Raw genomic sequence first — 22,779 nt, 5'->3', positions numbered from 1 at the left:
CCGGTCAGGCTCGGTTGCGGGTCCACTCCACGAGCTGCTCGGCCGACCAGGTGTTGACCACCCGGTCGGCCGGGACGCCGCAGCGCGCGGCCCGCTCGCAGCCGAACCGCTGCCAGTCGAGCTGGCCGGGCGCGTGCGCGTCCGTGTCGATCGCGAAGCGGCAGCCCGCCTCCAGGGCGCGTCGGATCAGTCGCTTCGGCGGGTCCTGCCGCTCCGGCCGGGAGTTGATCTCGACTGCGGTGTCGTGTTCCGCGCAGGCGGCGAAGACGGCGTCCGCGTCGAAGTCGCTCTCCGCGCGGGTCCGGGCCCGGTGCCCCTTGTCACCCGGGCCGGTCACCCCGGCCGGCCGGGACGACACCATCCGGCCGGTGACGTGACCGAGGATGTCCAGGTGCGGGTTGGCAACGGCCCGCACCATGCGCCGGGTCATCTTCGACCGCTCGTCCTTCAGGCCGCTGTGCACCGAGCCGACCACCACGTCGAGTCGGGCCAGCAACTCCTCGTCCTGGTCGAGCGACCCGTCGGCGAGGATGTCCACCTCGATGCCGGTGAGGATCCGGAAACCCTCCGGCAGCGCCGCGTTGACCTGCGCCACGTGGTCGAGCTGACGGCGCAGCCGCGCCGCGGTCAGCCCCCGGGCCACGGTCAGCCGCGGCGAGTGGTCGGTCAACACCAGGTACTCGTGACCCAACTCGACGGCGGCCAGCGCCATCTCCTCGATGGGCGAGCCGCCGTCGGACCAGTCCGAGTGGGTGTGGCAGTCGCCCCGCAGGGCGGCGCGCAGCGCCGCGGCCTCGGCATCGAGGTCGCTGCCCTCGGTCGCCACCAGCCGGCGCAGATAGACCGGTTCCTCACCGGCCAGGGACTCCGCCACGCAGCGAGCCGTCACGTCGCCGACACCGGCCAGCTCGGTGAGGGTGCCGTTGCCGGCCCGTTCGGCTACCTCGGCCGCCGGCAGGCCAGCCAGCGCCGTGGCCGCCGAACGGAACGCCCGCACCCGGTAGGTGGCCTCGTTCGCCCGCTCCAACAGGAACGCGATCCGGCGCAGGTCGGCGATGGGGTCCCGGGCGGCCATGTCAGGGAGCCTTCGGGCAGCCGTGTTGGCGCTGCCACGCGGTCACCTCGGCGGCCGGTTCCCGGTTGCCGTCGCGCCGCCACGAGTCCAGGTAGCGCGCCGGCCAGATCACGCCGCGCCGGATCCACCACCCGTCCTTACCGGCGCACGGCGGCGAGATCCCGAAGTGCACGTGACAGACGTTGTTGGCGTTGCCGGTCCGGCCCACCTTGCCGAGTTGCTGGCCGGCACGCACCCGGACCCCCGCCTCGACGCCGGACGAGACGACGCTCAGGTGCGAGCCGTAGTAACGCACCCCGTCGTCACCGAGCAGCGACACCGACAGGCCGCCGTTGTCCGGGCCCTGCGGCCCGCTCTTGGAGTACCTGTCGACGCGACTCACCTCCAGCACCTTGCCGTCGGTCACCGCCACGAACGGCTGACCGCAGTTCGCGAACACGTCCGTCGCAGGGTACGCCCCGTGCGTCGGGTGGTAGTCCACGTTGTCGGCGCGTACCGGAAAGACATGCCGGACCCCGGCGCGGGGCGCGCTCGGCGACGGCGTGGCCGACGACGGCGTCGGGCTGGCCGGGGCGTTCGTGGTCGGCGCGACCGGCGGGGCCGCCGGCTGCTCCCCGGTCGCCCAGACCGCCGACGGCGACGGCGCGGCGACGCCGTCCGGCGGCACCCCGGGCCGGGTGGTCGCGCAACCGGCGGCGAGCATCGGGGCGAGCAGCAACAGGATCGGGTACGCCGGACGCACGCGGCGACCGATCGTCGGCGAGGGCATTCGGCCATCCTGACAGACCGGTACCGTGGGGACGAGCGACGCGCGTGAGGGAGGGCAGCCGGTGAGCATCGCCCGAGAAGGCCCCATCCCGGACCCGGCCGCCGCGCGCCCGGCGTCGCGTACCCCGTCGGGGCTCTTCCCGGCCGGGCCACCGACCAGACCGACCTACCGCGAACCGCACCCGGTGACCGGCGCTGGGGTCGCCTCCGGCGGCGGTGCGGCGGCTGCCTGGCTGCTGCTGTTCGGGCTCCTCGGCACCGACGTGGTCGGTTACGCGTGGTGGACGGTGGTGGCCGGCCTGCTCGCCTGGGCCACCGCGCTGGTGCTGGTGCGGTACGGCGACCGTGGAGTGGCCACCGGAGTGGCCATCGTGACCGCCGGCGGCTGGAGCATCGCCGCCGCCGTGGTGGCCGTGCGCTGGGCGACGAGCGGTGACTGGCCGCTGTGGTGAGCGAGGCCGGACCGACCCGGATCAGGGCGTGGGCGACTGCGTCGCGTGCCCGGTTGGCTGCGGAGCGAACGCCGTCTTGACGTGGCCGCCGAGACTCGGCACTCTCGGCACTATGGCCTGGACCACCCCGCGGCAGGACCCGGATCGCAACCGCCGCCGCCTCCAGTTGCTCGCCGAGTTGGCGGGCGCACGGGCGGTACGCCAGCGCAGCCGGCCGCAGCGAGAGCGCACCGAGCGTCTACGCCAACTCATCGCCACCCGCCGTCGGGTAGCTGGCTGATCGGACTTTGTCAGGTTTGGCCGGCGTCTCGGGGCGTTGACCGGTCGCCTGCCGACCCGACCGGCTAACGTGCACCCTTGACGAGTCGGCGCTGTGCCGAGGGCTTTTGGGGGAACCGTGTCGTACTTCGCTGCGGCCGTGGTGCGTGATGACAGTGGCTGGACCGCGACCGAGGTCAACCTTCGGGGTGCCACGGACATCGACGAGGTCGCCGACCGGCTGCGCGACGTCGACCAGGAAGCCGACGTGTCGCTGCTCTTTGTCGAGGCCGACGACGCGTACCTGGTGATCCTGCGTCTCGACGAGGGCGAGGACCTGCGGGTCTTCGGATCGGACTCGGCGTACGCCGAGGAGTCCCGGCTGGGTCAACTGCTGGTCGGTGACCTGAAGACGTCGGTGACCGGGCTCGACGGCGACGACGAGCCGCGCCCCGCCGCCAGCGGCGACGAGGAGAGCGAGCAGCCCGCCGTCGACCCGGAGGCCGATCCGGTGGGCGACGCCGACCTGCTCGCCAACCTGGGCATCTCCGCGCAGAAGCTGCTGACGCTCTGCGGCACCGAGGGAATGCTGCCGGCGGACGTCACCGCCGAGATCTGCGAGGCGCTCGGCTGCGCCGACGAGGTCGAGGAGTTGCGTGAGGTCTGAGCCGGCCGACGCCACCGACCCGTCGTTGGAGATGATCCGGCCGGGCCAGCCGACGCCCGGCGCGGTGGGCCGAGCCGGGCCGGGCGCGCACGAGGGCCTGGCCGACCCCGGTGGGATCGGGCGACGGCAACGGCACGAGCGGTGGATGCGCCGAGCCCTGGAGGTCGCCGTCACCGACCCGGCGATCCCCAGCGGTGGCGTCGACGACATTCCCGTGGGCGCGGTGCTCTACGGCCCGGACGGCGGCGAGCTGGCGATCGGGCGCAACGAGCGGGAACTGACCGGCGACCCCACCGCCCACGCCGAGGTGCTGGCCCTGCGCCGGGGGGCCGAACGGACCGGCGAGTGGCGGCTGGACGGCTGCACGCTGGTGGTGACGTTGGAGCCGTGCACCATGTGCGCGGGCGCGCTGGTGCTCGCCCGGGTCTCCACGGTCGTCTTCGGCGCGTGGGAACCCAAGACCGGTGCGGCCGGCTCGCTCTGGGACGTGCTGCGCGACCGCCGGCTCAACCACCGTCCCGAGGTGTACGGCGGTGTGCTGGAAGCCGAGACCGCCGCCGTGCTGCGCGCCTTCTTCCGCTGAGGCCCCGCGCTCTCGCTGGCCCCGCGCGGGGGAGGCGGGTGGTCAGGTTGCGGGCAGGGTGACCGTGACGACCAGGCCGCCACCCGGGCGGGGGTGCGCCTCGGCGGTGCCGCCGTGGGCCCGGGCAACCGCACGGACGATCGACAAGCCCAGTCCGAAACCACGCGTACCGGCCACCCGCTCGCGCGACAGCCGGCGAAACGGCTGGAACATCGTCTCGACGTCGTAGCCGGCGATCAGCGGGCCGGTGTTGGTCACCGTCAGGGTGGGTCGTCCGTCCACCAGGGCGGTGCGCACCTCGACCCATCCGTCGGCGGCCAGGTTGTGCCGTAGCGCGTTCTCCACCAGGTTGAATGTCAGCCGTTCCAACAGCACCGGGTCGCCATTGGTCGGGGCCGGGGCGAGCGACCGGTGTACGGGCAGGTCGGGCGCCTGCTTGCCGGCCTGGTCGATCACGTGCGCGCAGACCTCCGCCAGGTCGACCGCCGTCCGCTCGGTCAGCTCGTTCTCCGAGTCGGCGAGGGTCAGCAGCCCGTCGATGAGCCGTTCGTGCCGCTCGTTGACCGCCAGCAGCGACTCGCCCAACCTGCGCGTCTCCTCCGGCGCGTCCGGCCGCGTCACGGCCAACTCCACCAGCGCGCGGTTCAGCGCCAACGGCGTCCGCAGCTCGTGCGAGGCGTTCGCCACGAACCGGCGCTGCCCGTCGAAGGAACGGTCCAACCGTTCCAGCATCTCGTCGAACGTGTCGGCGAGTTCGCGTACCTCGTCGCGGGGACCGGCGAGCGCGATCCGCTCGTGCAGCCCGCGACCGGCGGTGTCCGCCCCGGCGATCCGCCGCGCGGTGTCGGTGACCTGCTGCAACGGCTGCAACGCCCGCCCGGCGAGCAGCCAGCCGAACGCGATGGCCACCGCCGACACCACGATCAGCGCGATGCCGCCCTGGGTGAGCAGCGACTCCAACGCGTTGCGCCTCGCCTCGCTCTGCGCCTCCTCGACGAGGGCGCGCAGCGTCTCGATGTTCTGCCCGTTGCCCGGCTTGGGTGGCGTCGCGGTGGTCTTCGGCAGGTCGCTCAGTTTCACCCCGAACGGCTGGGGCGTCCGTTGGTCCACCAGCACGTACGTGACGGCGAGCAGGACCACGCCGGCCAGCAGGAAGAGCCCACCGTAGATCAGGGTGAGGCGACCGCGGATGGTGAGCCGCTTCATCGGATGCGGTACCCCGCTCCCGGCACCGTCTCGATCACCGGTGGGTCGCCGAGCTTACGGCGCAGCTTCACCATGGTGACCCGGACCACGTTGGTGAACGGGTCGATGTGCTCGTCCCAGGCGCGTTCCAGCAGCTCCTCGGCGGAGACCACGGCGCCGTCGGCGCGTAGCAACTCGGCGAGCACCGCGAACTCCTTGCGGGACAGCGCCACGTGCCGGTCGTCGCGGCGTACCTCGTGGCGGGCCGGGTCGAGCTGGATCCCGGCGCGGCGCAACGTCGGCGGTGCGGCCGGGCGGGCGCGACGGGTCAACGCGTGCACCCGCGCCGACAACTCCACCAGGGCGAACGGCTTGGTGAGGTAGTCGTCCGCGCCGATCGCCAGGCCCGCCACGCGCTCGCGTACCGCCGCGGCGGCGGTCAGCATCAACACCCGGGTCTCCCCGCCCGCGTCCACGATCGCCCGGCACACGTCGTCGCCGTGCACCACCGGCAGGTCCCGGTCCAGGACCACCACGGCGTACTCGTTGACGCCGAGCCGTTCCAGCGCGGCGTCCCCGTCGTACGCCACGTCGACCGCGAACGACTCACGGCGCAGCCACTCGGCGATGGCGTCCGCCAGCAGGTTCTCGTCCTCGACCACCAGCACTCTCACCCGTCCATGGTCCCCGTTGGCGGGTAACGGCGGCGTAACCGTGCACGGTTACGCCCCGGATACGTCCGCTGCCGTGAACTGGGCGGCAACGTCCGGCGATCCGCGCCGGAGGAGGAAACGGAGGCGGACACCATGCGGCGACAGATACTCGCGATCCCCGCCCTGCTCGTGCTGGCACTGGCCGGGTGCGGCCCAGCGGACGACGGCGGTGGAGTCGCGACCGCCGGCGGGGCGAAGGACGGCGTGACGGCGAGCGCCACACCGGCGGACGACTCGGAACGGCAGCTCGCGTTCGCCCGGTGCATGCGGGAGAACGGGGTGGAGATGCCCGACCCGGAGGCGGGCGGCCGGCCGGCGTTCCGGTTCGGCGAGAACGTCGACCCGCAGAAGGTGCAGTCCGCCATGGAGAAGTGCCGCGACAAACTGCCCAACGGCGGGCAGGGTCCCCAGCTCAACCCGGAGCAGGCCGAGCAGATGCGCACCATGGCCAAGTGCATGCGGGAGAACGGCGTGCCGAACTTCCCGGACCCGGACGCCGACGGACGGATCCAGATCACCAAGGGCGACAGCGGGCTCGACCTCGGTGACCCGGCGCTGCGCGCCGCCATGGAGAAGTGCCGGCAGTACGCGCCGCAGTTCGGCGGTGGCCGGTGACCGGCACCACCCGACGCGTACCGCTGCGGGCTGCCCTCGTCGGTGGCGTCGTGCTGCTGGTCGCGGCCGTGGGCGTGATCGCCGCGGTCGGCTTCGGCGGCCGGAGCGGCGGCGACGCCGCCCAGGCCGGCGCTTCGGCGGCCACCGCCGCCATCACCCGGCAGACCCTCGCCGACTCCCAGACGGCCGACGGCGAGCTGGGGTACGGCACGACGCGTACCGCCACGGCGAGGCTGAGCGGCACGCTCACCGGACTGCCGGCGACGGGGTCGACGGTACGGCGGGGCAAGGCGCTCTACCTGGTCGACAACGCGGAGGTGGTGCTCCTGTACGGCGGACTGCCCGCGTACCGGACGCTCGCCCCCGGGGTGGAGGGCCCCGACGTCGCGCAGTTCGAGCGGAACCTCGTGGCGCTCGGCTACGACGGATTCACGGTCGATGACGAGTACACCGGGGCGACCGCCGACGCGGTCCGCGAGTGGCAGGACGACCTCGGCCTGGCGGAGACGGGCCGGGTCGAGCCCGCGCGCGTCGTGTACGCCGACGGGGAGGTGCGGGTGGAGAGCCACCAGCTCGACGTCGGCGCGGTCACCCAGCCCGGTCAGGCGGTGCTCACCTACACCGGCACCAGCCGGGTGGTCACCGTCGAGTTGGACGTGGACGACCAGCGGCTGGCCAAGCGCGACGCGAAGGTCGCGGTCAAGCTGCCGGACGGCCGGGCGGTGAACGGCACGATCAGCACGGTCGAGACGGTCATCCAGACCGGTTCCGCCGGCGCCAACGGCCAGGCGGCGGAGGCGGAGACGAAGATCGAGGTGACCGTAACGGTGACCGATCCGAAGGCCCTCGCCGGCTTCGACCAGGCCAGCGTCGACGTCACCTTCACCGCCTCGGAACGCGCGGACGTGCTCACTGTGCCGGTGGCGGCGCTGCTGGCCCTCGCCGAGGGCGGCTACGGCGTCGAGGTCGTCGACGGCGGCGCCCGCCGGATCGTGGCGGTGACCACGGGCCTGTTCGCCGACGGGCGGGTGGAGGTCACCGGCGAGGGAATCGCCGAGGGAACGACGGTGGTGGTGCCGGCGTGACGGGCGACGTGATCGTGCTGGACCGGGTCAGCAAGCGGTATCCCGGCGGCGTCGTCGCGTTGGACGACGTGTCGTTGCGGATCGGCTACGGCGAGCTGGTGGCCATCGTCGGCCCGTCCGGGTCGGGCAAGTCGACGATGCTGCACCTCATCGGCACCCTCGACCGGCCCTCGTCGGGCAGCGTCCTCATCGACGGGTACGACGCGGCGAAGCTCACCGACCGGGAGCTGTCGGCGCTGCGGGCCACCCGCATCGGCTTCGTGTTCCAGCAGTTCCACCTGGCCCCCGGCGTTCCGGTGGTGGACAACGTGGCCGACGGGTTGCTCTACTCCGGCGTACCCCTGCGGAGGCGGCGCGACCGTGCGGAGGCCGCGCTGGTCCGGGTCGGCCTGGGCCACCGGCTGGGGCACCGGCCGCACGAACTCTCCGGCGGGGAGCGGCAGCGGGTGGCCGTGGCCCGGGCGGTGGTGGGTGAGCCGGCCGTGCTGCTCGCCGACGAGCCGACCGGGAACCTCGACTCGACGTCCGGCGCCGGAGTGCTGGAACTGCTGCACGAGCTGCACCGGGCCGGCACCACCGTCGTGGTGATCACCCATGATCGGGAGATCGCCGACAGCCTGCCCCGACAGGTACGGATGCGGGACGGCGCGGTGCGGCACGATTCGGTCCTCGCGGCGGGCGGGGTCGGCTGATGGCGGTGCTCACCCCGGCTCGGATGGGCCCCGGGGACGTCCTGCGCGTCGGTGGCGTGGGCCTGCGGACCCGACCCCTGCGGGCGTTCCTGTCCGCGCTGGGCATCGCGATCGGCATCGCCGCGATGATCGCGGTCGTCGGCATCTCCTCGTCGTCCCGGGCCGAGTTGGACCGGGCGCTCGACGCGCTCGGCACCAACCTGCTCACCGTGGAACCGGGCAACACCCTGTTCGGCGCGGACGCCCAGCTCCCCGAGGAGTCGGTGTCCATGATCGGCCGAATCGGTCCGGTGACCGAGGTGTCCGCGACCGGGCAGGTGTCCGACGCCAAGGTCTACCGCTCGGACCGGATTCCGGCCGCCGAGACGGGCGGGATCGCCACCCGGGCGGCCCGCCTGGACCTGCTCGGCACCGTCGGGGCCGAGGTGACCAGCGGAACGTGGCTCAACGAGGCCACCGCCCGCTACCCAGCGGTGGTCCTCGGCGCGACCGCCGCCGACCGGCTGGGGGTCGGCGAGGCGGATCCGCAGGTACAGGTGTGGCTGGGCGGGCGGTGGTTCACCGTGGTCGGTGTCCTCGCTCCCGTGCCGCTCGCCCCGGAGCTGGACACGTCGGCGTTGGTCGGCTGGTCGGCGGCGACCGACTATCTGGGCTTCGACGGGCATCCGAGCACCGTCTACACCCGGGCCGAGGAGTCACAGGTCGAGGCCGTCCGGTCGGTGCTCGGCGCGACCGCCAACCCGGAGGCGCCCAACGAGGTGGAGGTGTCCCGCCCGTCCGACGCGCTGGCCGCCGCCGAGGCGACCGACGCCGCCTTCACCGGGCTGCTGCTCGGGCTGGGCGCGGTCGCCCTGCTCGTCGGTGGCGTCGGCGTCGCCAACACCATGGTCATCTCGGTGCTGGAACGCCGGGCCGAGATCGGCCTACGCCGGTCGCTCGGGGCCACCCGAGGTCAGGTACGCACCCAGTTCCTCGCCGAATCGCTGCTGCTCTCGGCGCTCGGCGGGGTCGGCGGGGTGCTGCTGGGAATCCTGGTCACCACCGGATACGCGCTGTCCCAGGACTGGCCGACCGTGGTGCCGGCGTGGGCGATGCTCGGCGGGGTGGGTGCGACCCTGGTCATCGGCGGCTTCGCCGGCCTCTACCCGGCGGTCCGCGCCGCCCGGCTCGCCCCGACGGAGGCGCTCACCGCTGTCTGAGCGGCGTGGCCCGGCGTGTCGTGGCGTGGCGTGGCCTGGCCCGGCGTGGGCGAAAGAGCGTGATGACTGTGAGGCATCAAGATGCCTGTGAGTCATCACGCTCTCCGCGGTGCGCCGTCCCCGGAAGGTCAGGCGATGATCGTGTCGAGCGCGATCTCGACCATCTGGCTGAAGGTCTGCTCCCGCTCCTCCGACGTGGTCTTCTCGCCGGTCTTGATGTGGTCGCTGACGGTCAGCACGGTCAGCGCCCGAGCCTTGAACCGGGCCGCGATCGTGTAGAGCGCCGCCGACTCCATCTCCACCGCCAGCACGCCGTAGTCGGCGAGCGTGTCGTAGAGGTCCGGCCGGTCGGTGTAGAAGGCGTCCGCCGCCAGGATCGGTCCGACGTGCATCGCGATGCCGCGCCGCTCGGCCACCTCGACCGAGGTACGCAGCAGCCCGAAGTCGGCCACCGGGGCGTAGTCGATCAGACCGTCGAAGCGCATCCGGTTCATGTTCGAGTCGGTGGACGACCCGATCGCCGCCACCACGTCACGCAGTTGCAGGTCGGTGCTGAGAGCGCCGCAGGAGCCGACCCGGATCAGCGTCTTCACGCCGTACTCGTTGATCAGCTCGTGGGCGTAGATGGAGGCGGACGGCATGCCCATGCCGGAGCCCTGGACGGAGACGTCGACGCCGTTCCAGCGGCCGGTGAAGCCCAGCATGCCCCGGACCGTCGAGTAGCAGGTCGCGCCCTCGAGGTAGGTCTCCGCGATCCACTTGGCCCGCAGGGGGTCACCTGGCATCAGGACCCGCTCGGCGATCTCGCCCGGCTTCGCGCCGATGTGCGTACTCATGGCAAAGATCCTGCCAGGCCGGCTCGGGCGATACCGGTTCGGCGTCCGAACCCGCGGTCCTGTACCCTCGTCGGCGGTGGCGTGTCCGAGTGGCCTAAGGAGCACGCCTCGAAAGCGTGTGAGGGTTTACGCCCTCCGCGGGTTCAAATCCCGCCGCCACCGCTCGTGCGTAGCAGCGCGCCGGGGACCGTACGGTCCCCGGCGCGCTGCTTGTTCTCCGCCGTCAAGGTCTGCGTGAGACTTTGCAGAAGAGACGAAATTTCTACTGGTTGCGATCATCACATTAACTGTGGTAACTCTATGAGCTTCCGGTGTCCAGGCGGTTCCGCACACTTGAATTCCATCGACTCGGCCGTTTCGGGGAGTGGCGATGAAGAGGCTTCTGAGGTTCTTGGACGCGGCATTCATCACGCTTCAGGCGATATTCGCGCTGACTGCGGTGGTCGTCACCGAGGTCCTCAATCAACGAAATCTGCATCTCACATTCATTGAAGCACTCCTGGCGATGATCGTCATTGACTTCTTCATTCTCTTCAGCAGTCGCTGGAAAGTGCTGACCAGGAGTACCGAGGAAATTGCGAGGACGCTCGCCCATCGGGGAATAGGTGTCGAGTTCGTCGAACGCCACACCTTCGACTGGAGAACCGCTGTGGCGTCGGCGCGTCACGACGTCTTCATCAGTGGTACCACGTTGACCGGCTTCGTGGCCGCGAAGGATCTGTTCGCCGGGCTCAACAGACGTGTGCAGGTGCGCTTCCTGGTGCTCAACGTGGGCGACCTCGACGTCCTCGAGGGGTTTCGGCGGATGAGGTACTCGGACTCCGAGCGCCACAGTCAGCAGCGGTACCTGAATCAGGCGAACCTCTTCAAGGATCTCTACATCCGTTTGCGGGGCAGCGGAAATATTCAGTTCGCCGTGTCGGACCGCATCATGCCCATGGCCTTCATCGCGATCGACGTGAACCGGCTGTCGGAGAATTCCCTCATTCGCGTCCAGCACTACCTGCACGAGAACGAGGCCGACCAGGCGACGGTTTCCTACGTGGTGCGACCCGGCAATCCCACCTATACCCTGTACGCGTCGCAGATCAAGATCCTCTGGGATGCGGCTCTCAAGCAGAACACCTACCTCGACGCGCCATGACAGCGGCTACTTTTCGGCGATCCAGACCGTCCAGGTGTCGCGTTCGACCGCCGGCCAACGAGGAATCCGCTCGACGACGTAGTCGGCTAGTTGACGGATACGCCGGTCGTTGAGCGCGTGGAGCAGGGACCGGCCGCGCCGCAGGACGATCTCCTCGTACAACTCGCCCGGTTCGCGGAACACTTTGCGCAGCTCACAGACTTTGCTGCTGTTGACAAGCCGGAATCCTGCCTCCAGGAGAGCGGCCGTGACATCCGGCTCTCGTCGCCGGCGTTCGATCTCGGTTGCCCTCAGCCGTTCGTCGAAGGCGAGGTAGTAGCCACGGATGTGCTCCGCCGAAGGCGGTAGGAGGACGTCGTCCACCGTGCGGTCCTGGACCCAGAGCAGGCCGGCGGGTTTCAGGATGCGGCGGGCCTCCCGGAAATTGCGGTGCAACGTCGTGAAGTGGTGGATGAGAGCTCTCTCGACGACTCCGTCGAAGACGTCGTCCTCCGCGCCCACGGCCTCCGCGTCGGTCAGCAGAAATGACACGCGGTCGACTCCCTGGCAGTAGCTCCGGGCCGACTCCAATGACAGGTGCGACGAGTCCATCCCGACGACCAGCTGCGGTGCCATGCCCGCGATCGCCTTGGTGTAGATGCCACCGCCGCATCCCAGGTCGGCGACCAACCGACCCTCCGGGCGCATGAGTCGCGCGAAGAGCGTCGACCAGGCGGGGTCCGCGGACCGCCCGACGTAGGTGTCCCGATTGTGAGGATCGTGGAAGTCGATGTACTTGCTCATTTGATCATCGCCTGATCCAGGCTCGCAGCATCAGTCTCCCCGCGCCCTCGGACGCGTCGACGAAGGCATGACGCCCGTGCAGGTAACGCCGGTTGTCGCTGATCACGATCTGCCCCCGGAGCAGCCGCCCCTCGATGTGTAGAGCCTCGCTGGCCATCACGGCGTCGAGGAGATCCATGGCCCTCGTCTCGGCCGGAGTCAGCGGCCGCACCCCCGGCATCGCATGCCCGGACTCGATATAGTCCCGCAGATATGTTAAGTGGTGCGCGCGGTCGTCGGCCCCCGAGCGCTCGACGACCCGCCGTACGATCGTGGCACCGGGTGCGTCCTTGCGCCGCTGGTCGAAGTGGAACTGGTTACCCAGGACGTCGAGGATGTCCGGCATCTGTGCCGACGCCAGCCGCAGGATCTCCTGCGAGTCTATGAAGACGAGTTCACCGCCGGCCGCCGCCTGACGCAGGCAGAGAAGGGCGATGAGATCCGGCACCTCGCCGGGAACGGGTACGCCGTCGGTATGGAAGCTTCCGCCGTCCCGGCTGTCGGAGTAGCGGAGCGTGCGATCCGACAGGTCGTTCCCCCGGTACGTCACCTCTCTCAGCAACTGTGCCGAAGGGCCGACGCTTTGTGGGATCAACGTCCCGAGCGCCTCGCAGATCAGGGGGAAGACGACCCGCAACTGCGGGCCGGGGAGATCGTCGAGCCCGGACAACACCGCGATGCCGCGCGTGGTGAGCACCTCACCGATGCCGCAGGCGTCAACCAACCGGCTCACCTGCCGGCGCCATGTCCCGCGCGGCTGTCGCTCCAGGCGCGCCACGTCGGCGGGATCCATGAACACCTGGTACGGGGTGAAATTCACGACTCATACCTCCTCGGAGTCCTACCGGAACCGATGGGACGTCGTCCTCGTCCGCACGAACGGCGGCCGGGGCCGAGCAGGTGGGCCGACGCCTGCGGGGCGCGTCAGCATCTCGACCAGCACCGGGCCGGTCGCGTTCAGCAGTCGGGCCAGCGCGGTGAGGACATCAGGCGTGGTCGGGCCGCGGAACACTCCCGTGGGCCAGCCGAGGTCGTGCCCGAGGGCCGAGAAGCTGAAGCGGGATCCGAGCGTGTCGCCGCCACCGACCGACTCGTGGCTGCCGTTGTTGACGATCACGTGCCGGTAGTTCGGGACGGTGAGCGCGGTGGGCAGGAGCACCGCTCCCAGATGCATCAGGGCCGAGCCGTCGCCGTCGACGCAGATGACCGGCACGTCCGGGCGGGCCACCGCCAGACCCTGAGCGACGGAGCACGCGTGACCCATGGCGCCGACGCAGTACACGAACTCGTCGAACCGGCCGGGATGGTCCGTGCGGTACTCGTGCACGAGTCTGCTGTTGAAGCCGGTTGAGCCGACGACGATGCTTCCGGACGGGGCAGTGTCCAGGACCAGTCGTACGGCGTCGCGACTGGTCCAGTCCTCCAGTGCACGGCCTCCCGTCGCCGGAGGTGTGGGCGGACGCGCGGCGCCGGCCTCGACCAGGACCGCGGTCACCGTGTTGCTGGCAACCGCCTGCTGGTGGGCCAGGCCCAGCGTGGAGACGACGTCCGACAGGTCGGACGCGCAGGTGGTGCGGAACGGGATGTCCGCCGCGCGGAGCAGGCTCGTCGTGGCGCGGCCCACCGCCTCATGTTGAGGCTCGTCGCCGGCCCAGCCCCGCATTCCGATGAGGAGGACCAGGGGGACGGACTGGACGGAGGCGTGCGTCAGCGAGGTGAGGGGATTCAAGGCGTTCAGCAGTCCCGAGTTCTGCATGCAGACCAGCGCGCATCTGCCGCCGCCGAGCGCCCAGCCGGCGGCCAGCGCCACGGCGGAGCCCTCGTTGGTGCACACGGACGCGTCCTCGCCCGGCTGCTGCCAGATCGGACCCAGGAACGTCAGAGAGGAGTCCGGCACACCGACGACCAGGCCGAAGGTCTCTCTGATTCGTTTGGCTGCGCCTGCCGCCTCCACGCTCACCCGTCCCTTATCGAGTCAGCTTCCGTGCGTTCGGAATGAACTCCTCGTGGCGTCGGATGAATGGCCGTTCCTCGACCTCGCCTATCCATACGCCCTCGAGATTCTTGTACCCGCTGTCCGAGCCGCCGAGAACGCGGACCACCGCGCTCATGAAACCGCCGTGGGTCACGGCTACGAGCGGCGTCGCCGAACCGTCGTGGGTGACTGAGTCGCGCCATTCCAGGAAGCGGCGGAAGACGGATTCGTCATGTTCGTATCCGTCCGGCTTCCGGCCCGCTGCCCGCCAACCCGGCCACTTCTGGTCGACGTCCTCCGGCAGCATGCCTTCCCAGGCCCCCCAGCTTCGTTCGATCAGCCGTTCGTCGACCCGGCACGGGATGTCCTGCGATTCCGCGATCGCCTCGGCGGTCAGGCGGGCCCGTTGCAGCGGGCTGGTCCATACCTGCGAGAACGGGGGGAGGGAGGCGAGCGCCTGGTGAGCCTGGTCGATGCCGGCCCGGGTCAGACGGGTGTCGCTGAGTCCCTGCATCCGGCCCGTGAGATTCCACTCCGTCTCACCGTGGCGCAGGAGGAGAAGCTCCATCTCAATTCCACCCTGATTCCGACTGCAACTTCAGGACCTCCTCCATCGAGGCGAGCGCCAGATCCGCCGGTTGACGTCCGCCCGCTCCGAGGATGGACTGGTACGTGTCGTCCATGGCTCTGACCGCGGCACGCAGCCCCTGATTGGCGTAGATGGCCAGGGCGAAGCCGGCGCGTTGCATCTCCTCGAAGCCTGTCTGGCGGATGGAGGTGGCCAGCACCCCGAGGGGCGCCCTCCCGCGCCAGCCGTCGGCGAACGCCTCCAGCGCGTGCATGTCACTGGATCGGTGCTGGATGATGATCGCGTCGGCGCCGGCCTCGACGTAAGCGTTCGCTCGTTCGAGTGCGTGGTCCACGGAGAACCCCTGGGAGAGCGCTTCGGTGCGAGCCACCACCAGGCAGTCATCAGCGGTCCGGGATCCGGCGGCGGCCGTGATCTTCGAACAGAAGCGATGGACATCGTCGAGCTGGTGTTCACCATCCAGGAACGTGTTCCTCTTGGGGAAGGCCTGATCCTCGAGGCATATCGCATCGATGCCCCGGTCCACCGCCTCTCGGGCCAGCCGCCGTACGTTGATCACGTCTCCGTAGCCGGTGTCGCAGTCCACGATGACCGGGTGGGAGGTGGAGCGCTTGATGCGCCAGGCGGCATCCAGCATCTCGTTCAGAGTGATGACACCCTCGTCGACGAGGCCAAGTGAATTCGTGACGCCGAAGCTGCTCACCCAGATGGCGTCGAAACCCCGGTGCTCGGCCAGCCGGGCTGAGAGGGCGTCGTGGGCGCCGGCGACCGCCGCGATTCTGTCCCCTGTCAGCAGGTCGGAAAGACGTCTTGCGGGCCTCTCTCGACGTACCGTCACGCTGCGGCTCCTCCGACTAGGGATCCTTGGGCAGGTTGGCACCTCTTCCCGTGATACTGCCGACGATCTCAGTGCTTGTCGAGCGGGCCCGGAAGCGGCTCCGTCGGTATTCGAGGATGATGCCAATCGATGCGTCGGCCAACCTGTCAGTATCGGCAGGTCAGCCCCTCCATTGAATCCCCCAGGCCTCAACGGGGTCGGGGCGAAGAGGTTGCTGGTGCGGCCGCCACCGCTCGGGAAAAACGGGAACGCCCGGTGCGACCCCTTGCGGATCGACCGGGCGTTCTCCCGTCAGAGCTGCGTTTCGCCGCCGTCGACGAACAGTTCGCTGCCGGTCATGAAGCTGCTCTGGTCGGAGGCGAGGAAGAGCACCGCGTTGGCGATCTCGTCCGGGTGGGCCAGGCGGCCCATGGGCACGGTGGACGCGATCGTCTTGAGCAGGGCGGGCGACTCCCCGGGGCTGGGAGCCAGGCCCGCGAGTCCGGGAGTCTCGGTGGAGCCGGGCACGAGTGTGTTGACCCGGATCTTCCGGTCCATCAGCTCGGCGGCCCAGGAGCGGCCGAACGAGCGGATGGCGGCCTTGGACGCGGCGTAGACGCTGAACGCCGGAATGCCGCTGACCGCCGACGTCGAGCCCGTCAGCACGACCGAGGCGCCCTCGTTGAGCAGGGGCAGGGCCTTCTGGACGGTGAAGATGGTGCCGTAGACGTTGGTGTCGAAGGTGGTGGCGACGTGCTCGACCGTGATCGAGTCGAGCGGCCGGAACTCGCCGCCGCCGGCGTTGGCGAACAGCACGTCGAGCCCCGCGCCGCGCTCCTCGACGGCCCGCATCACCCGGTCCAGGTCGTCGAGGTTGCCGACGTCGCTGACGATGCCCGTCGCGTTGACGCCGATGCTGCTCACCGCCTCGTCCAGCGGGCCCTTGCGCCGGCCCGTGACGAAGACGTACGCGCCTTCGGCGGCGAAGCGGCGGGCGGCGGCCAGGCCGATGCCGGTGGTGCCCCCGGTGACGAGGGCGGTCTTGCCGTCGAGCTGTCCCACGATCGGTCTCCTTCGAAAATTGTGTACCGAGCGGTACTGATCCGACCGTAGCAACCCCTGGGCCGTGCGACAAATTTCTGTACCGATCGGTTTCATCGCGGCTAGGATGGGTGCCGGAGGTGATCGACCGTGCCGGTACGAGGGCGTCCTCGGGGCTTCGACGTCGACGAGGCGTTGGAGCGCGCGCTTGAGGTGTTCTGGCGTCAGGGGTACGAAGGCGCCTCGATGACCGACCTCACCGCGGCCATGGGCATCAACAAGCCCAGCCTCTATGCCGCCTTCGGCGGCAAGGAGGAGCTGTTCCGCAAGGCCGTGGCCCGCTACGCCGAACAGGACATGGGGTACGCGCGGCACGCGATCGCCCAGGGCACCACGTACGAGGTCGTCGCCACTCTCCTGCGCGAGAACGTGCTCGCCGTCACCCGACCCGACCGCCCGGCCGGCTGCCTGTCGATCCAGGGCGGCACCGCCTGTTCCAGCGAGAACGGGGGGGTCGCGGAATTCCTCGCCGCCAGCCGTCTGGCCGGTGAGCGGGCCCTCGCCGACCGGTTCGCCCGTGCCGTCTCCGAGGGTGACCTGCCGACCGACGCCGACCCGGCCGCGCTGGCCCGATTCGTCATGAGCGTCACCGAGGGGCAGGCGATCCACGCCGCCGCCGGGGTCCCTCGCGACGAGCTGCGGCAGACGGCGGAGATCGCGCTCGCCGGGTTCGCCGCCGTGTCCGGGGCGCGCCGCCCCGCGACTGCGGACAACCCGGCCTGAGCGCTCACGCTCGAACGAGCGCCGCCACCCCGTCGAGGAGCCGTTGCAGCCCGAACTCGAAGAGGCTGTCGGCGCTGAGGTCGATTGCCGACCGGGAGAGCCGGGCCAGGTGCGGGAACTCGCCGGCCGCGAGTAGCCGGCCCAACGCGTCGGCCTGGGCCACCATCCATTCGTCATCGGTCAGGCCGGTGTCCTGTTCCGCCTCGGCCCCCTGCTGGAGGTTCACCGCCGTACCCCGCACGTGGTTGGCGAGGGCGACCACCAGGTGCAGCCGGGTGTGCCGGTCCAGCCCGCATCCGGCGAGGGCGCGCAGGGCGCATTCCGTGTGCGCGACGGCGTGCGGGGCCATCAGCGGACGGGTCAACGAGACGACCTGGGCCAGCCAGGGGTGTCGACAGTAGATCGACCACTGCAGCCGGCAGAGCAGCTCCAGTTGGGCCCGCCACCCGGGCGGGAGCGTGCCGGGCAGCCGATACGCGGCGAACGCGGCGTCCGCCATCAGCAGCAGCAGGTGCTCCTTGCCGTGGACCTGCCGGTACAGCGACATGGTCGGCACGTCCAGCTCGGTCGCGATGCGCCGCATGCTGAGCCCGGCCAGCCCTTCGGCGTCGGCGATGCCGATGGCCGTACGCACCACCTGGTCGCGGGTCACCCCGTGCAGGGGTCCGCGCCGCACCTCGGCCCGTCCGCCCCGACCGGGCGTCGCGGGCTCCGAGCCGGCGACCACCATGCCCACGCCGGGCACCGCCCGGATCAGGTTCTCCTGCCGGAGCGCGGTGAGGGCGCGGCTCGCGGTTGCCATCGCGACGCCCCGTTCCCGGACGAGCTGGCGGGTGGACGGCACCCGGTCGCCGGGGCCCAGCTCGCCGGACGCGATGCGCCGCCGTAGCTCCGCGACGATGCGCAGGTACGGGGGTGTGGACTCGTCGATCTCCGGCACGGTCGCCCTTCCGCCGGCCGAAGCCTAGCGCACTAGAGCACCCGAACCCGTCCGTCAACGTTTCCAGCCGGCCGCTCGTGGGTGCACTAGAGCTACCTGGTCGACCCGTCGCCGAATCGACATGCTCGCCGCAGACGGCCGGTACGCCGTACCGGGTTCGATGATCGGAGACTGTGATGACCAGCATCCCGTACCGTCGGTGGGTCGTCGCGATGGGCGCGACCGCGCTCCTCGCGACGGCAACGACGGCGGTCGGCCCGGCCGCCGAGGCTGCCGATCGCCAGGGCGCGGCCGTGGTGCGGACCGACCAGGGCGCCCTCCGGGGGACCGTCGCGCCGGACCACCTGACGTTCGAGGGCATCCCGTACGCGCGTCCGCCGCTGGGCGCGCTGCGCTGGGCCCCACCGCGACCCGGGCCACAGTGGACGGGCGTACGCGACGCGACCCGGCCCGGCCCCGCCTGCGCTCAACTGAAGGGGCTGCCGATGGACGACCCGTCGGCGTCCGAGGACTGCCTCTACCTCAACGTCACCACGCCCCGCACCCCCGCTCGGACGCCACGACCGGTGCTGGTGTGGCTGCACGGCGGCGACTTCCGCTTCGGCCAGGGTGACGCCTACGGCGGGGAGCGGCTGGCCGCCGACGGCGACGTCATCGTCGTCACGGTGAACTACCGGCTCGGTGCGCTCGGCTTCCTGGCGCATCCGGCGCTGGCCGGGCCGGACGGGTCCACCGGCAACTACGGGTTGCAGGACCAGCAGGCGGCGCTGCGCTGGGTGCGCCGCAACGCGACGGCCTTCGGCGGGGACCCGGGCAGCGTCACCCTGGCCGGCCAGTCGGCCGGCGCGACAAGTGTCTGCGCCCACCTCGCCGCGCCCGGCTCCGCCGGCCTGTTCCACCGCGCGATCATGCAGAGCAATTCGTGCGCCAACCCCGTTCAGACCCGGGCGGAGGCGGTCGAGGCGGCGCGGGAGTTGGCCGGGCGGGTGGGTTGCACCGACCCTGGCGTGCTCGCCGCCTGCCTTCGGGGGCGGGACGCCGCAACGCTCGTCGACGCGGTCGGCTACCCGGGCGCGGGCGTCGACCTGGGCCCGGTGGTCGACGGCCGTACCCTGCCGGTGGATCCGGCGGACGCGCTGGTCAGCGGCCGGTTGCACCCGGTGCCGGTGTTGACCGGGACGAACCGCGACGAGTCCACGCTCCAGGTGTGGGGGATGGAACGCAGCGGGATGAACTGCCCCCAGCCGCCCGTCCCGGGGCAGCCGCCCGAGTCGTGCCCGCTCACCGACGACCAGTACCGCGAGCAGGTACGCGCCATGTTCGGCGACCGGGCGCAGGAGGTGCTGGCCCGCTATCCGAGCGACGACACGCGCTCCGCCAGCGAGGCGTTGGGGGCCGTGTGGACCGACCAGGCGTACGCGGAGCCGATCTACTCGGCCGCGCTGGCGTTCGCCCGGACCGTGCCGACGTACCTGTACGAGTTCGCCGACGAGGATGCGCCGTTCTTCGCCGAAGGGCCGACGCCGACCTTCCCGACCGGCGCGTACCACTGCGCCGAACTGCCGTACCTGTTCGACGTCGACTACGCCGAGGCCTTCACGCCCACCCAGCGGCGGCTCTCCGGCGAGATGGTCCGCGCCTGGAGCAACTTCGCCCGGACGGGTCGGCCCGGGTGGCCCCGACTGCGCGACCGTTCCGGGTACGTGCGGGTGCTGGCCGGTGGCGGCGGGTCGGGCACGACGGACTTCGCGGCCGAGCACTCGTACGACTTCTGGCGGTCGTTGCGCGGCTGACATCTGAGCGGGCGGTCGTTCCGAACGTGGACCGGCCGCCCGCCGTGCCGAGGCGGGTCAGCAGGGACCGGCGCCCTCGTCGAAGAGGCGGCGCGCCCACTCGGCGTACCCGGCGATGGTTTTTCGGACCGTGCGCCCGTCGTGCAGGAACAGGTACGCGCGGTCGCCGCTGCGGGCGAGCAGCCCGTCGAGCCGGTGTGTCCCCTGTGGAGCGGGCAGCCGGGTGACCGACGGGTAGCGGTCCCAGACCTCCTCGACCGGTGAGCCGGCCGTTATGCCCTCCGGTGTGCGCATCGGGTCGCCGACCCACAGCAGCACCAGTTTGTCCTCGACGAAGACGGGACTGGCCGTGTCGTGGCCGGCGAGGACCGGTCCGCAGGCGTCCAGGTCGGTACGCAGGACGCCCCGGCGGGTCAGCTCGGCCTCGGTGTCACCGAACTCGATGTCGCGCAGGCCGTTCAGGTCGATGATCTCGACTACGCCGGCGGGCCGGTTCGCGGGCATCGGCCCAGCGGACGGCGCACCGCTGCCCGCGATCGAGGCGGCAGTCAGCAGCATGGCAATAAACGTGAATTGTCGCAATTTCATGGAATCCCCCAGTCCCCAACGGGGCTGGGCCGTTCAGGTTGCTGCCCGCCGACGGATTACTGGTTTTCCCACTGTTCGATCAGATCGTCCCAGTGGTCGGCGCTGAGCCGACGCCGCCCGTGCGCCAGCCACCCGGCGGTGTTGCGTTCCAGATGCAACCCCAGCTCGGCGAACGGATCAATCCATGCCCCACGCTCGACGCCGAGTCGGACGAGTGCCGCATTGATCGGCCACTCCTCCCGTGGGGCTTCCAGCACGTCGTCGAAGCGCGGGCCCCAGGACAGCGCCCCGCCGAGCCACACCACGGCCGACTGGTGGCCGACGCCGCCGCCGAACTCCGCCTCCAGGTACGCCACCGGCCCCGAACGTGACCACACGGCCAGCAACTCGACCAGCGGCGGCGACAACACGAGGTCGAACGGCTGCTCGGCGCTGCGGTCGTCCGCCACGTAGTCCGGTAGCGATCCGGTCAGCTCGGCCACCAACTGCGGGGTGACCGGCAGCAGCGCGAAATCCTGACGCAGCTCACCGAGGACGGCGTGGTCCAGCTCGGCGGTGTGCTCGCGGAGCAGGTCCGCGTCCGCGACCACCGCGCTGAGCTGGTACGCCATCACACCCCCGCCGTCGTCCACAACCTGTGGATAGAACATGTGTACGACGGTCGTCCTCGCCGCCGTCCGTGCCTGGCACGGTACGCGGCGCTGCGGAACCGGGCGGCCCGGCGGGTGCGTGGTCGGGGACTCAGGCGCGGTCGCCGAGATCGGCCAGGAACGCGCGCCAGGCCGTCGGCGTGAAGGCGAGCGCCGGACCGGTCGGGTCCTTGGAATCCCGCACGCCGACCACGCCGGGCAGGTTGTCGGCGACCTCGACGCACGCGCCGCCGTTGCCGCTGCTGCGGGTGCTCTTGCGCCACCGCGCGCCATTCAACTCCATGATTCCGCCACTTCCGTCATCAGCTCGACCGACTGTGAGTGCGACAGCGCCTCGCCGCGCACGTTCTCCCATGCCGCCATCATGGCCGCGATGTCGTCGGGGTCGCTAGCCACTTGTCCCTGAAGCTGGTTGTCCAGGTAGCCGGCGACCCGATGATCGTGGCTGTGCGCGATCACGAACGGCCCGTTCAGTCCGGCGTACGCGCCGACCGAGGCCGGCACGACGTGCACCCGGATGTGCGGCTCGGCGCAGGCCGCGACGAGGGCCAGCATCTGCTCGCGCATGGTCGACCGGCCGCCCACCGGCCGGCGCAGGATCGCCTCGTCGATGACCGCCGTGAACTGCGGCGGGTCGTCCCGCTTGAGCACACCCTGCCGGTTGAGTCGAACGGCGAGGTGCCGCTCGACCTCGCTCCGGGGATCAGGCCCGCGCCGCCGAGGACCGCTCGGGCGTACGCCTCGGTCTGCAACAGCCCCGGCAGAACGGTCGACTCGTACCACCGCAGGGACACCGCCTCGCGCTCGATTTCCTGCCAGGGACGGAACCAAATGGGGTCACGACGTCTCGCAGTGTCCGGCCAGATGTCCGACACGTTCTTGTGGAGGGCTTCCGCTGCCGCCAGGCGGTGCCGAGGATGCGGGATGCGCCCCTCGGTCAACCAGCGCGCGACGGTCTTCGGGTCGACGCCGACGTTCTCGGCGAGGGATTCGGTGGTGTGCCCGGTGTCGTTCAGTGCTACCCGCAACGCGTCGTTCACGGCCCCTCCATCGGATGTCTCGAATATCTGAGAACCATATAGCTACGCCCTGTAGGTGCCCGGTGACGCGCCGCACTGTGGTCCACAGAAGACGGCGTGGCCGGTGGAGGCGCAGCAGCCCGGCGGTCGGCGTCAGTCCCGGGGTCGCCCCGACGCGGAGGCGGGGTGACCCCTTCCACCAGGGAAGGAGGTCCACCCATGCCGCGCCGTCGCCACCGGAACCACCTGCCGACCCGACCCACCTGGCGCTGTCAGGCGTGCGGTATCGCCTGGCCCTGCTCGGCGGCGAAGCTCCGGCTGCTCGGCGAGTACCGGGGCGATCGGGTCGCGCTGACGATCTACCTCGCGACGCTGCTGAGCGAGGCCAGCGAACACCTCGGGGACGTCGATCCGGCCCGGCTCACCGACCGCTTCCTGGCCTGGACCCGCGCCCGAGGGTGAGCGTTCTGGGCTGCACTGCGGTTCTGGG

Annotated in this window: 27 protein-coding genes, 1 tRNA gene and 1 pseudogene; 13 read left to right on the top strand and 16 right to left on the bottom strand. The window is 70.9% G+C overall.

The window, feature by feature from the left end:
* Positions 1–4: 4 nt before the first annotated feature.
* Entirely contained in the window at positions 5–1,075 is a 1,071-nt protein-coding gene (locus tag ACQP03_RS33030; RefSeq protein WP_357132957.1) for a PHP domain-containing protein, read from the bottom strand.
* A 1-nt stretch (position 1,076) separates the two neighbouring features.
* On the bottom strand, positions 1,077–1,844 hold the full coding sequence (locus ACQP03_RS33025; RefSeq protein ID WP_357172743.1) for a M23 family metallopeptidase: 768 nt from the start codon (positions 1,842–1,844) through the stop codon (positions 1,077–1,079).
* A 61-nt stretch (positions 1,845–1,905) separates the two neighbouring features.
* On the opposite strand from ACQP03_RS33025, the gene ACQP03_RS33020 reads away from it, so the two are divergent.
* The 4 genes from ACQP03_RS33020 to ACQP03_RS33005 all read left to right on the top strand — a co-directional run bounded on the left by ACQP03_RS33020 (position 1,906) and on the right by ACQP03_RS33005 (position 3,803).
* The gene (locus ACQP03_RS33020; protein ID WP_396832498.1) at positions 1,906–2,295 is read left to right on the top strand and encodes a hypothetical protein; all 390 of its coding nucleotides are present in this window, start codon (positions 1,906–1,908) and stop codon (positions 2,293–2,295) included.
* A 112-nt stretch (positions 2,296–2,407) separates the two neighbouring features.
* Positions 2,408–2,575: a hypothetical protein gene (locus ACQP03_RS33015; protein WP_266247104.1), complete on the top strand. Its 168-nt coding sequence runs from the start codon at positions 2,408–2,410 to the stop codon at positions 2,573–2,575.
* Positions 2,576–2,692: 117 nt separating this feature from the next.
* Positions 2,693–3,220, top strand: coding sequence for a tRNA adenosine deaminase-associated protein (locus ACQP03_RS33010; protein WP_357132951.1), 528 nt, complete (start codon positions 2,693–2,695; stop codon positions 3,218–3,220).
* 31 nt (positions 3,221–3,251) lie between these two features.
* The gene (locus tag ACQP03_RS33005) at positions 3,252–3,803 is read left to right on the top strand and encodes a nucleoside deaminase (protein ID WP_363661552.1); all 552 of its coding nucleotides are present in this window, start codon (positions 3,252–3,254) and stop codon (positions 3,801–3,803) included.
* Positions 3,804–3,845: 42 nt separating this feature from the next.
* Here ACQP03_RS33005 and ACQP03_RS33000 read toward each other — a convergent pair whose 3' ends face one another.
* Together ACQP03_RS33000 and ACQP03_RS32995 are read right to left on the bottom strand one after the other, a co-directional pair.
* Positions 3,846–5,009 (bottom strand): sensor histidine kinase, encoded by a 1,164-nt coding sequence (locus tag ACQP03_RS33000; RefSeq protein ID WP_357132949.1) that lies wholly within the window; start codon positions 5,007–5,009, stop codon positions 3,846–3,848.
* On the bottom strand, positions 5,006–5,662 hold the full coding sequence (locus ACQP03_RS32995) for a response regulator transcription factor (protein ID WP_357132947.1): 657 nt from the start codon (positions 5,660–5,662) through the stop codon (positions 5,006–5,008). Before ACQP03_RS32995 ends, ACQP03_RS33000 begins: the two co-directional genes overlap by 4 nt.
* A 132-nt stretch (positions 5,663–5,794) precedes the next feature.
* Between ACQP03_RS32995 and ACQP03_RS32990 the strand changes: the two genes are divergently transcribed.
* From ACQP03_RS32990 to ACQP03_RS32975, 4 genes are read left to right on the top strand one after another with little or no spacing between them, the layout of a single operon-like run.
* Complete coding sequence (locus tag ACQP03_RS32990) at positions 5,795–6,316, top strand: hypothetical protein (RefSeq protein ID WP_357132945.1); 522 nt, start codon at positions 5,795–5,797, stop codon at positions 6,314–6,316.
* Entirely contained in the window at positions 6,313–7,401 is a 1,089-nt protein-coding gene (locus tag ACQP03_RS32985; RefSeq protein WP_357172731.1) for a peptidoglycan-binding protein, read from the top strand. The genes ACQP03_RS32990 and ACQP03_RS32985 overlap by 4 nt, the downstream gene beginning before the upstream one ends.
* An 8-nt stretch (positions 7,402–7,409) precedes the next feature.
* The gene (locus ACQP03_RS32980) at positions 7,410–8,093 is read left to right on the top strand and encodes an ABC transporter ATP-binding protein (protein WP_396832511.1); all 684 of its coding nucleotides are present in this window, start codon (positions 7,410–7,412) and stop codon (positions 8,091–8,093) included.
* Complete coding sequence (locus ACQP03_RS32975) at positions 8,093–9,292, top strand: ABC transporter permease (RefSeq protein ID WP_357398980.1); 1,200 nt, start codon at positions 8,093–8,095, stop codon at positions 9,290–9,292. The genes ACQP03_RS32980 and ACQP03_RS32975 overlap by 1 nt, the downstream gene beginning before the upstream one ends.
* Positions 9,293–9,420: 128 nt before the next feature.
* On the opposite strand, the gene deoD is transcribed toward ACQP03_RS32975, so the two are convergent.
* A complete protein-coding gene (gene deoD, locus ACQP03_RS32970) occupies positions 9,421–10,128 on the bottom strand; it encodes a purine-nucleoside phosphorylase (protein ID WP_334627940.1) in 708 nt (235 codons plus the stop codon).
* 75 nt (positions 10,129–10,203) lie between these two features.
* Between deoD and ACQP03_RS32965 the strand changes: the two genes are divergently transcribed.
* Both ACQP03_RS32965 and ACQP03_RS32960 read left to right on the top strand, forming a co-directional pair.
* Positions 10,204–10,290: transfer RNA gene (locus tag ACQP03_RS32965), tRNA-Ser, on the top strand.
* 208 nt (positions 10,291–10,498) lie between these two features.
* Positions 10,499–11,272 carry a hypothetical protein gene (locus tag ACQP03_RS32960; protein ID WP_357132938.1) on the top strand — a complete coding sequence of 258 codons (774 nt, stop codon included), beginning with the start codon at positions 10,499–10,501 and terminating at the stop codon, positions 11,270–11,272.
* 6 nt (positions 11,273–11,278) lie between these two features.
* Here ACQP03_RS32960 and ACQP03_RS32955 read toward each other — a convergent pair whose 3' ends face one another.
* From ACQP03_RS32955 to ACQP03_RS32930, 6 genes are all read right to left on the bottom strand, one after another.
* Complete coding sequence (locus tag ACQP03_RS32955; RefSeq protein WP_357132936.1) at positions 11,279–12,055, bottom strand: class I SAM-dependent methyltransferase; 777 nt, start codon at positions 12,053–12,055, stop codon at positions 11,279–11,281.
* 4 nt (positions 12,056–12,059) lie between these two features.
* Positions 12,060–12,887, bottom strand: coding sequence for a TauD/TfdA family dioxygenase (locus tag ACQP03_RS32950; protein WP_396832510.1), 828 nt, complete (start codon positions 12,885–12,887; stop codon positions 12,060–12,062).
* Between the two features lie 48 nt (positions 12,888–12,935).
* Positions 12,936–13,991, bottom strand: a complete 1,056-nt coding sequence (locus ACQP03_RS32945) for a thiamine pyrophosphate-dependent enzyme (protein ID WP_396832496.1) — start codon at positions 13,989–13,991, stop codon at positions 12,936–12,938.
* A 70-nt stretch (positions 13,992–14,061) separates the two neighbouring features.
* Positions 14,062–14,637: a histidine phosphatase family protein gene (locus tag ACQP03_RS32940; protein WP_357132930.1), complete on the bottom strand. Its 576-nt coding sequence runs from the start codon at positions 14,635–14,637 to the stop codon at positions 14,062–14,064.
* Between the two features lies 1 nt (position 14,638).
* Positions 14,639–15,496 carry an isocitrate lyase/PEP mutase family protein gene (locus ACQP03_RS32935; RefSeq protein ID WP_433459610.1) on the bottom strand — a complete coding sequence of 286 codons (858 nt, stop codon included), beginning with the start codon at positions 15,494–15,496 and terminating at the stop codon, positions 14,639–14,641.
* Between the two features lie 291 nt (positions 15,497–15,787).
* The gene (locus ACQP03_RS32930; protein ID WP_433459608.1) at positions 15,788–16,537 is read right to left on the bottom strand and encodes an SDR family oxidoreductase; all 750 of its coding nucleotides are present in this window, start codon (positions 16,535–16,537) and stop codon (positions 15,788–15,790) included.
* A 129-nt stretch (positions 16,538–16,666) separates the two neighbouring features.
* On the opposite strand from ACQP03_RS32930, the gene ACQP03_RS32925 reads away from it, so the two are divergent.
* The gene (locus ACQP03_RS32925; RefSeq protein ID WP_357132924.1) at positions 16,667–17,299 is read left to right on the top strand and encodes a TetR/AcrR family transcriptional regulator; all 633 of its coding nucleotides are present in this window, start codon (positions 16,667–16,669) and stop codon (positions 17,297–17,299) included.
* A gap of 4 nt (positions 17,300–17,303) precedes the next feature.
* On the opposite strand, the gene ACQP03_RS32920 is transcribed toward ACQP03_RS32925, so the two are convergent.
* A complete protein-coding gene (locus ACQP03_RS32920; RefSeq protein WP_357132922.1) occupies positions 17,304–18,239 on the bottom strand; it encodes a TetR/AcrR family transcriptional regulator C-terminal domain-containing protein in 936 nt (311 codons plus the stop codon).
* A 176-nt stretch (positions 18,240–18,415) separates the two neighbouring features.
* Between ACQP03_RS32920 and ACQP03_RS32915 the strand changes: the two genes are divergently transcribed.
* The gene (locus ACQP03_RS32915; protein ID WP_433459605.1) at positions 18,416–20,032 is read left to right on the top strand and encodes a carboxylesterase/lipase family protein; all 1,617 of its coding nucleotides are present in this window, start codon (positions 18,416–18,418) and stop codon (positions 20,030–20,032) included.
* 57 nt (positions 20,033–20,089) lie between these two features.
* On the opposite strand, the gene ACQP03_RS32910 is transcribed toward ACQP03_RS32915, so the two are convergent.
* The 4 genes and pseudogenes from ACQP03_RS32910 to ACQP03_RS32895 form a co-directional block, all read right to left on the bottom strand.
* The gene (locus ACQP03_RS32910; protein ID WP_357132977.1) at positions 20,090–20,584 is read right to left on the bottom strand and encodes a hypothetical protein; all 495 of its coding nucleotides are present in this window, start codon (positions 20,582–20,584) and stop codon (positions 20,090–20,092) included.
* Between the two features lie 92 nt (positions 20,585–20,676).
* The gene (locus ACQP03_RS32905) at positions 20,677–21,231 is read right to left on the bottom strand and encodes a hypothetical protein (protein ID WP_357132975.1); all 555 of its coding nucleotides are present in this window, start codon (positions 21,229–21,231) and stop codon (positions 20,677–20,679) included.
* 130 nt (positions 21,232–21,361) lie between these two features.
* Entirely contained in the window at positions 21,362–21,553 is a 192-nt protein-coding gene (locus ACQP03_RS32900) for a DUF397 domain-containing protein (protein WP_357132918.1), read from the bottom strand.
* Positions 21,544–22,310 (bottom strand): annotated as a pseudogene (locus ACQP03_RS32895) (helix-turn-helix domain-containing protein). The gene ACQP03_RS32900 and the pseudogene ACQP03_RS32895 overlap by 10 nt, the downstream one beginning before the upstream one ends.
* 198 nt (positions 22,311–22,508) lie before the next feature.
* On the opposite strand from ACQP03_RS32895, the gene ACQP03_RS32890 reads away from it, so the two are divergent.
* Complete coding sequence (locus ACQP03_RS32890) at positions 22,509–22,751, top strand: flavin reductase (protein ID WP_357392898.1); 243 nt, start codon at positions 22,509–22,511, stop codon at positions 22,749–22,751.
* The last annotated feature ends 28 nt before the right edge of the window (positions 22,752–22,779 follow it).

It is taken from the genome of Micromonospora sp. CA-248212, assembly GCF_050948405.1.
Lineage (GTDB): Bacteria > Actinomycetota > Actinomycetes > Mycobacteriales > Micromonosporaceae > Micromonospora.
Note: the sequence above shows the minus strand (reverse complement) of the source record. Positions and strands in the feature narration are given on the sequence as shown.

Coding starts and splice junctions, on each gene's coding strand:
- ACQP03_RS32900 (WP_357132918.1), bottom strand. CDS start 21,553: ATGGAGTTGAATGGCGCGCGGTGGCGCAAGAGCACCCGCAGCAGCGGC.
- ACQP03_RS32905 (WP_357132975.1), bottom strand. CDS start 21,231: ATGGCGTACCAGCTCAGCGCGGTGGTCGCGGACGCGGACCTGCTCCGC.
- ACQP03_RS32890 (WP_357392898.1), top strand. CDS start 22,509: ATGCCGCGCCGTCGCCACCGGAACCACCTGCCGACCCGACCCACCTGG.
- ACQP03_RS33030 (WP_357132957.1), bottom strand. CDS start 1,075: ATGGCCGCCCGGGACCCCATCGCCGACCTGCGCCGGATCGCGTTCCTG.
- ACQP03_RS33015 (WP_266247104.1), top strand. CDS start 2,408: ATGGCCTGGACCACCCCGCGGCAGGACCCGGATCGCAACCGCCGCCGC.
- ACQP03_RS32915 (WP_433459605.1), top strand. CDS start 18,416: ATGACCAGCATCCCGTACCGTCGGTGGGTCGTCGCGATGGGCGCGACC.
- ACQP03_RS32940 (WP_357132930.1), bottom strand. CDS start 14,637: ATGGAGCTTCTCCTCCTGCGCCACGGTGAGACGGAGTGGAATCTCACG.
- ACQP03_RS33025 (WP_357172743.1), bottom strand. CDS start 1,844: ATGCCCTCGCCGACGATCGGTCGCCGCGTGCGTCCGGCGTACCCGATC.
- deoD (WP_334627940.1), bottom strand. CDS start 10,128: ATGAGTACGCACATCGGCGCGAAGCCGGGCGAGATCGCCGAGCGGGTC.
- ACQP03_RS32990 (WP_357132945.1), top strand. CDS start 5,795: ATGCGGCGACAGATACTCGCGATCCCCGCCCTGCTCGTGCTGGCACTG.
- ACQP03_RS33005 (WP_363661552.1), top strand. CDS start 3,252: ATGATCCGGCCGGGCCAGCCGACGCCCGGCGCGGTGGGCCGAGCCGGG.
- ACQP03_RS32960 (WP_357132938.1), top strand. CDS start 10,499: ATGAAGAGGCTTCTGAGGTTCTTGGACGCGGCATTCATCACGCTTCAG.
- ACQP03_RS32950 (WP_396832510.1), bottom strand. CDS start 12,887: ATGGATCCCGCCGACGTGGCGCGCCTGGAGCGACAGCCGCGCGGGACA.
- ACQP03_RS33000 (WP_357132949.1), bottom strand. CDS start 5,009: ATGAAGCGGCTCACCATCCGCGGTCGCCTCACCCTGATCTACGGTGGG.
- ACQP03_RS32955 (WP_357132936.1), bottom strand. CDS start 12,055: ATGAGCAAGTACATCGACTTCCACGATCCTCACAATCGGGACACCTAC.
- ACQP03_RS32975 (WP_357398980.1), top strand. CDS start 8,093: ATGGCGGTGCTCACCCCGGCTCGGATGGGCCCCGGGGACGTCCTGCGC.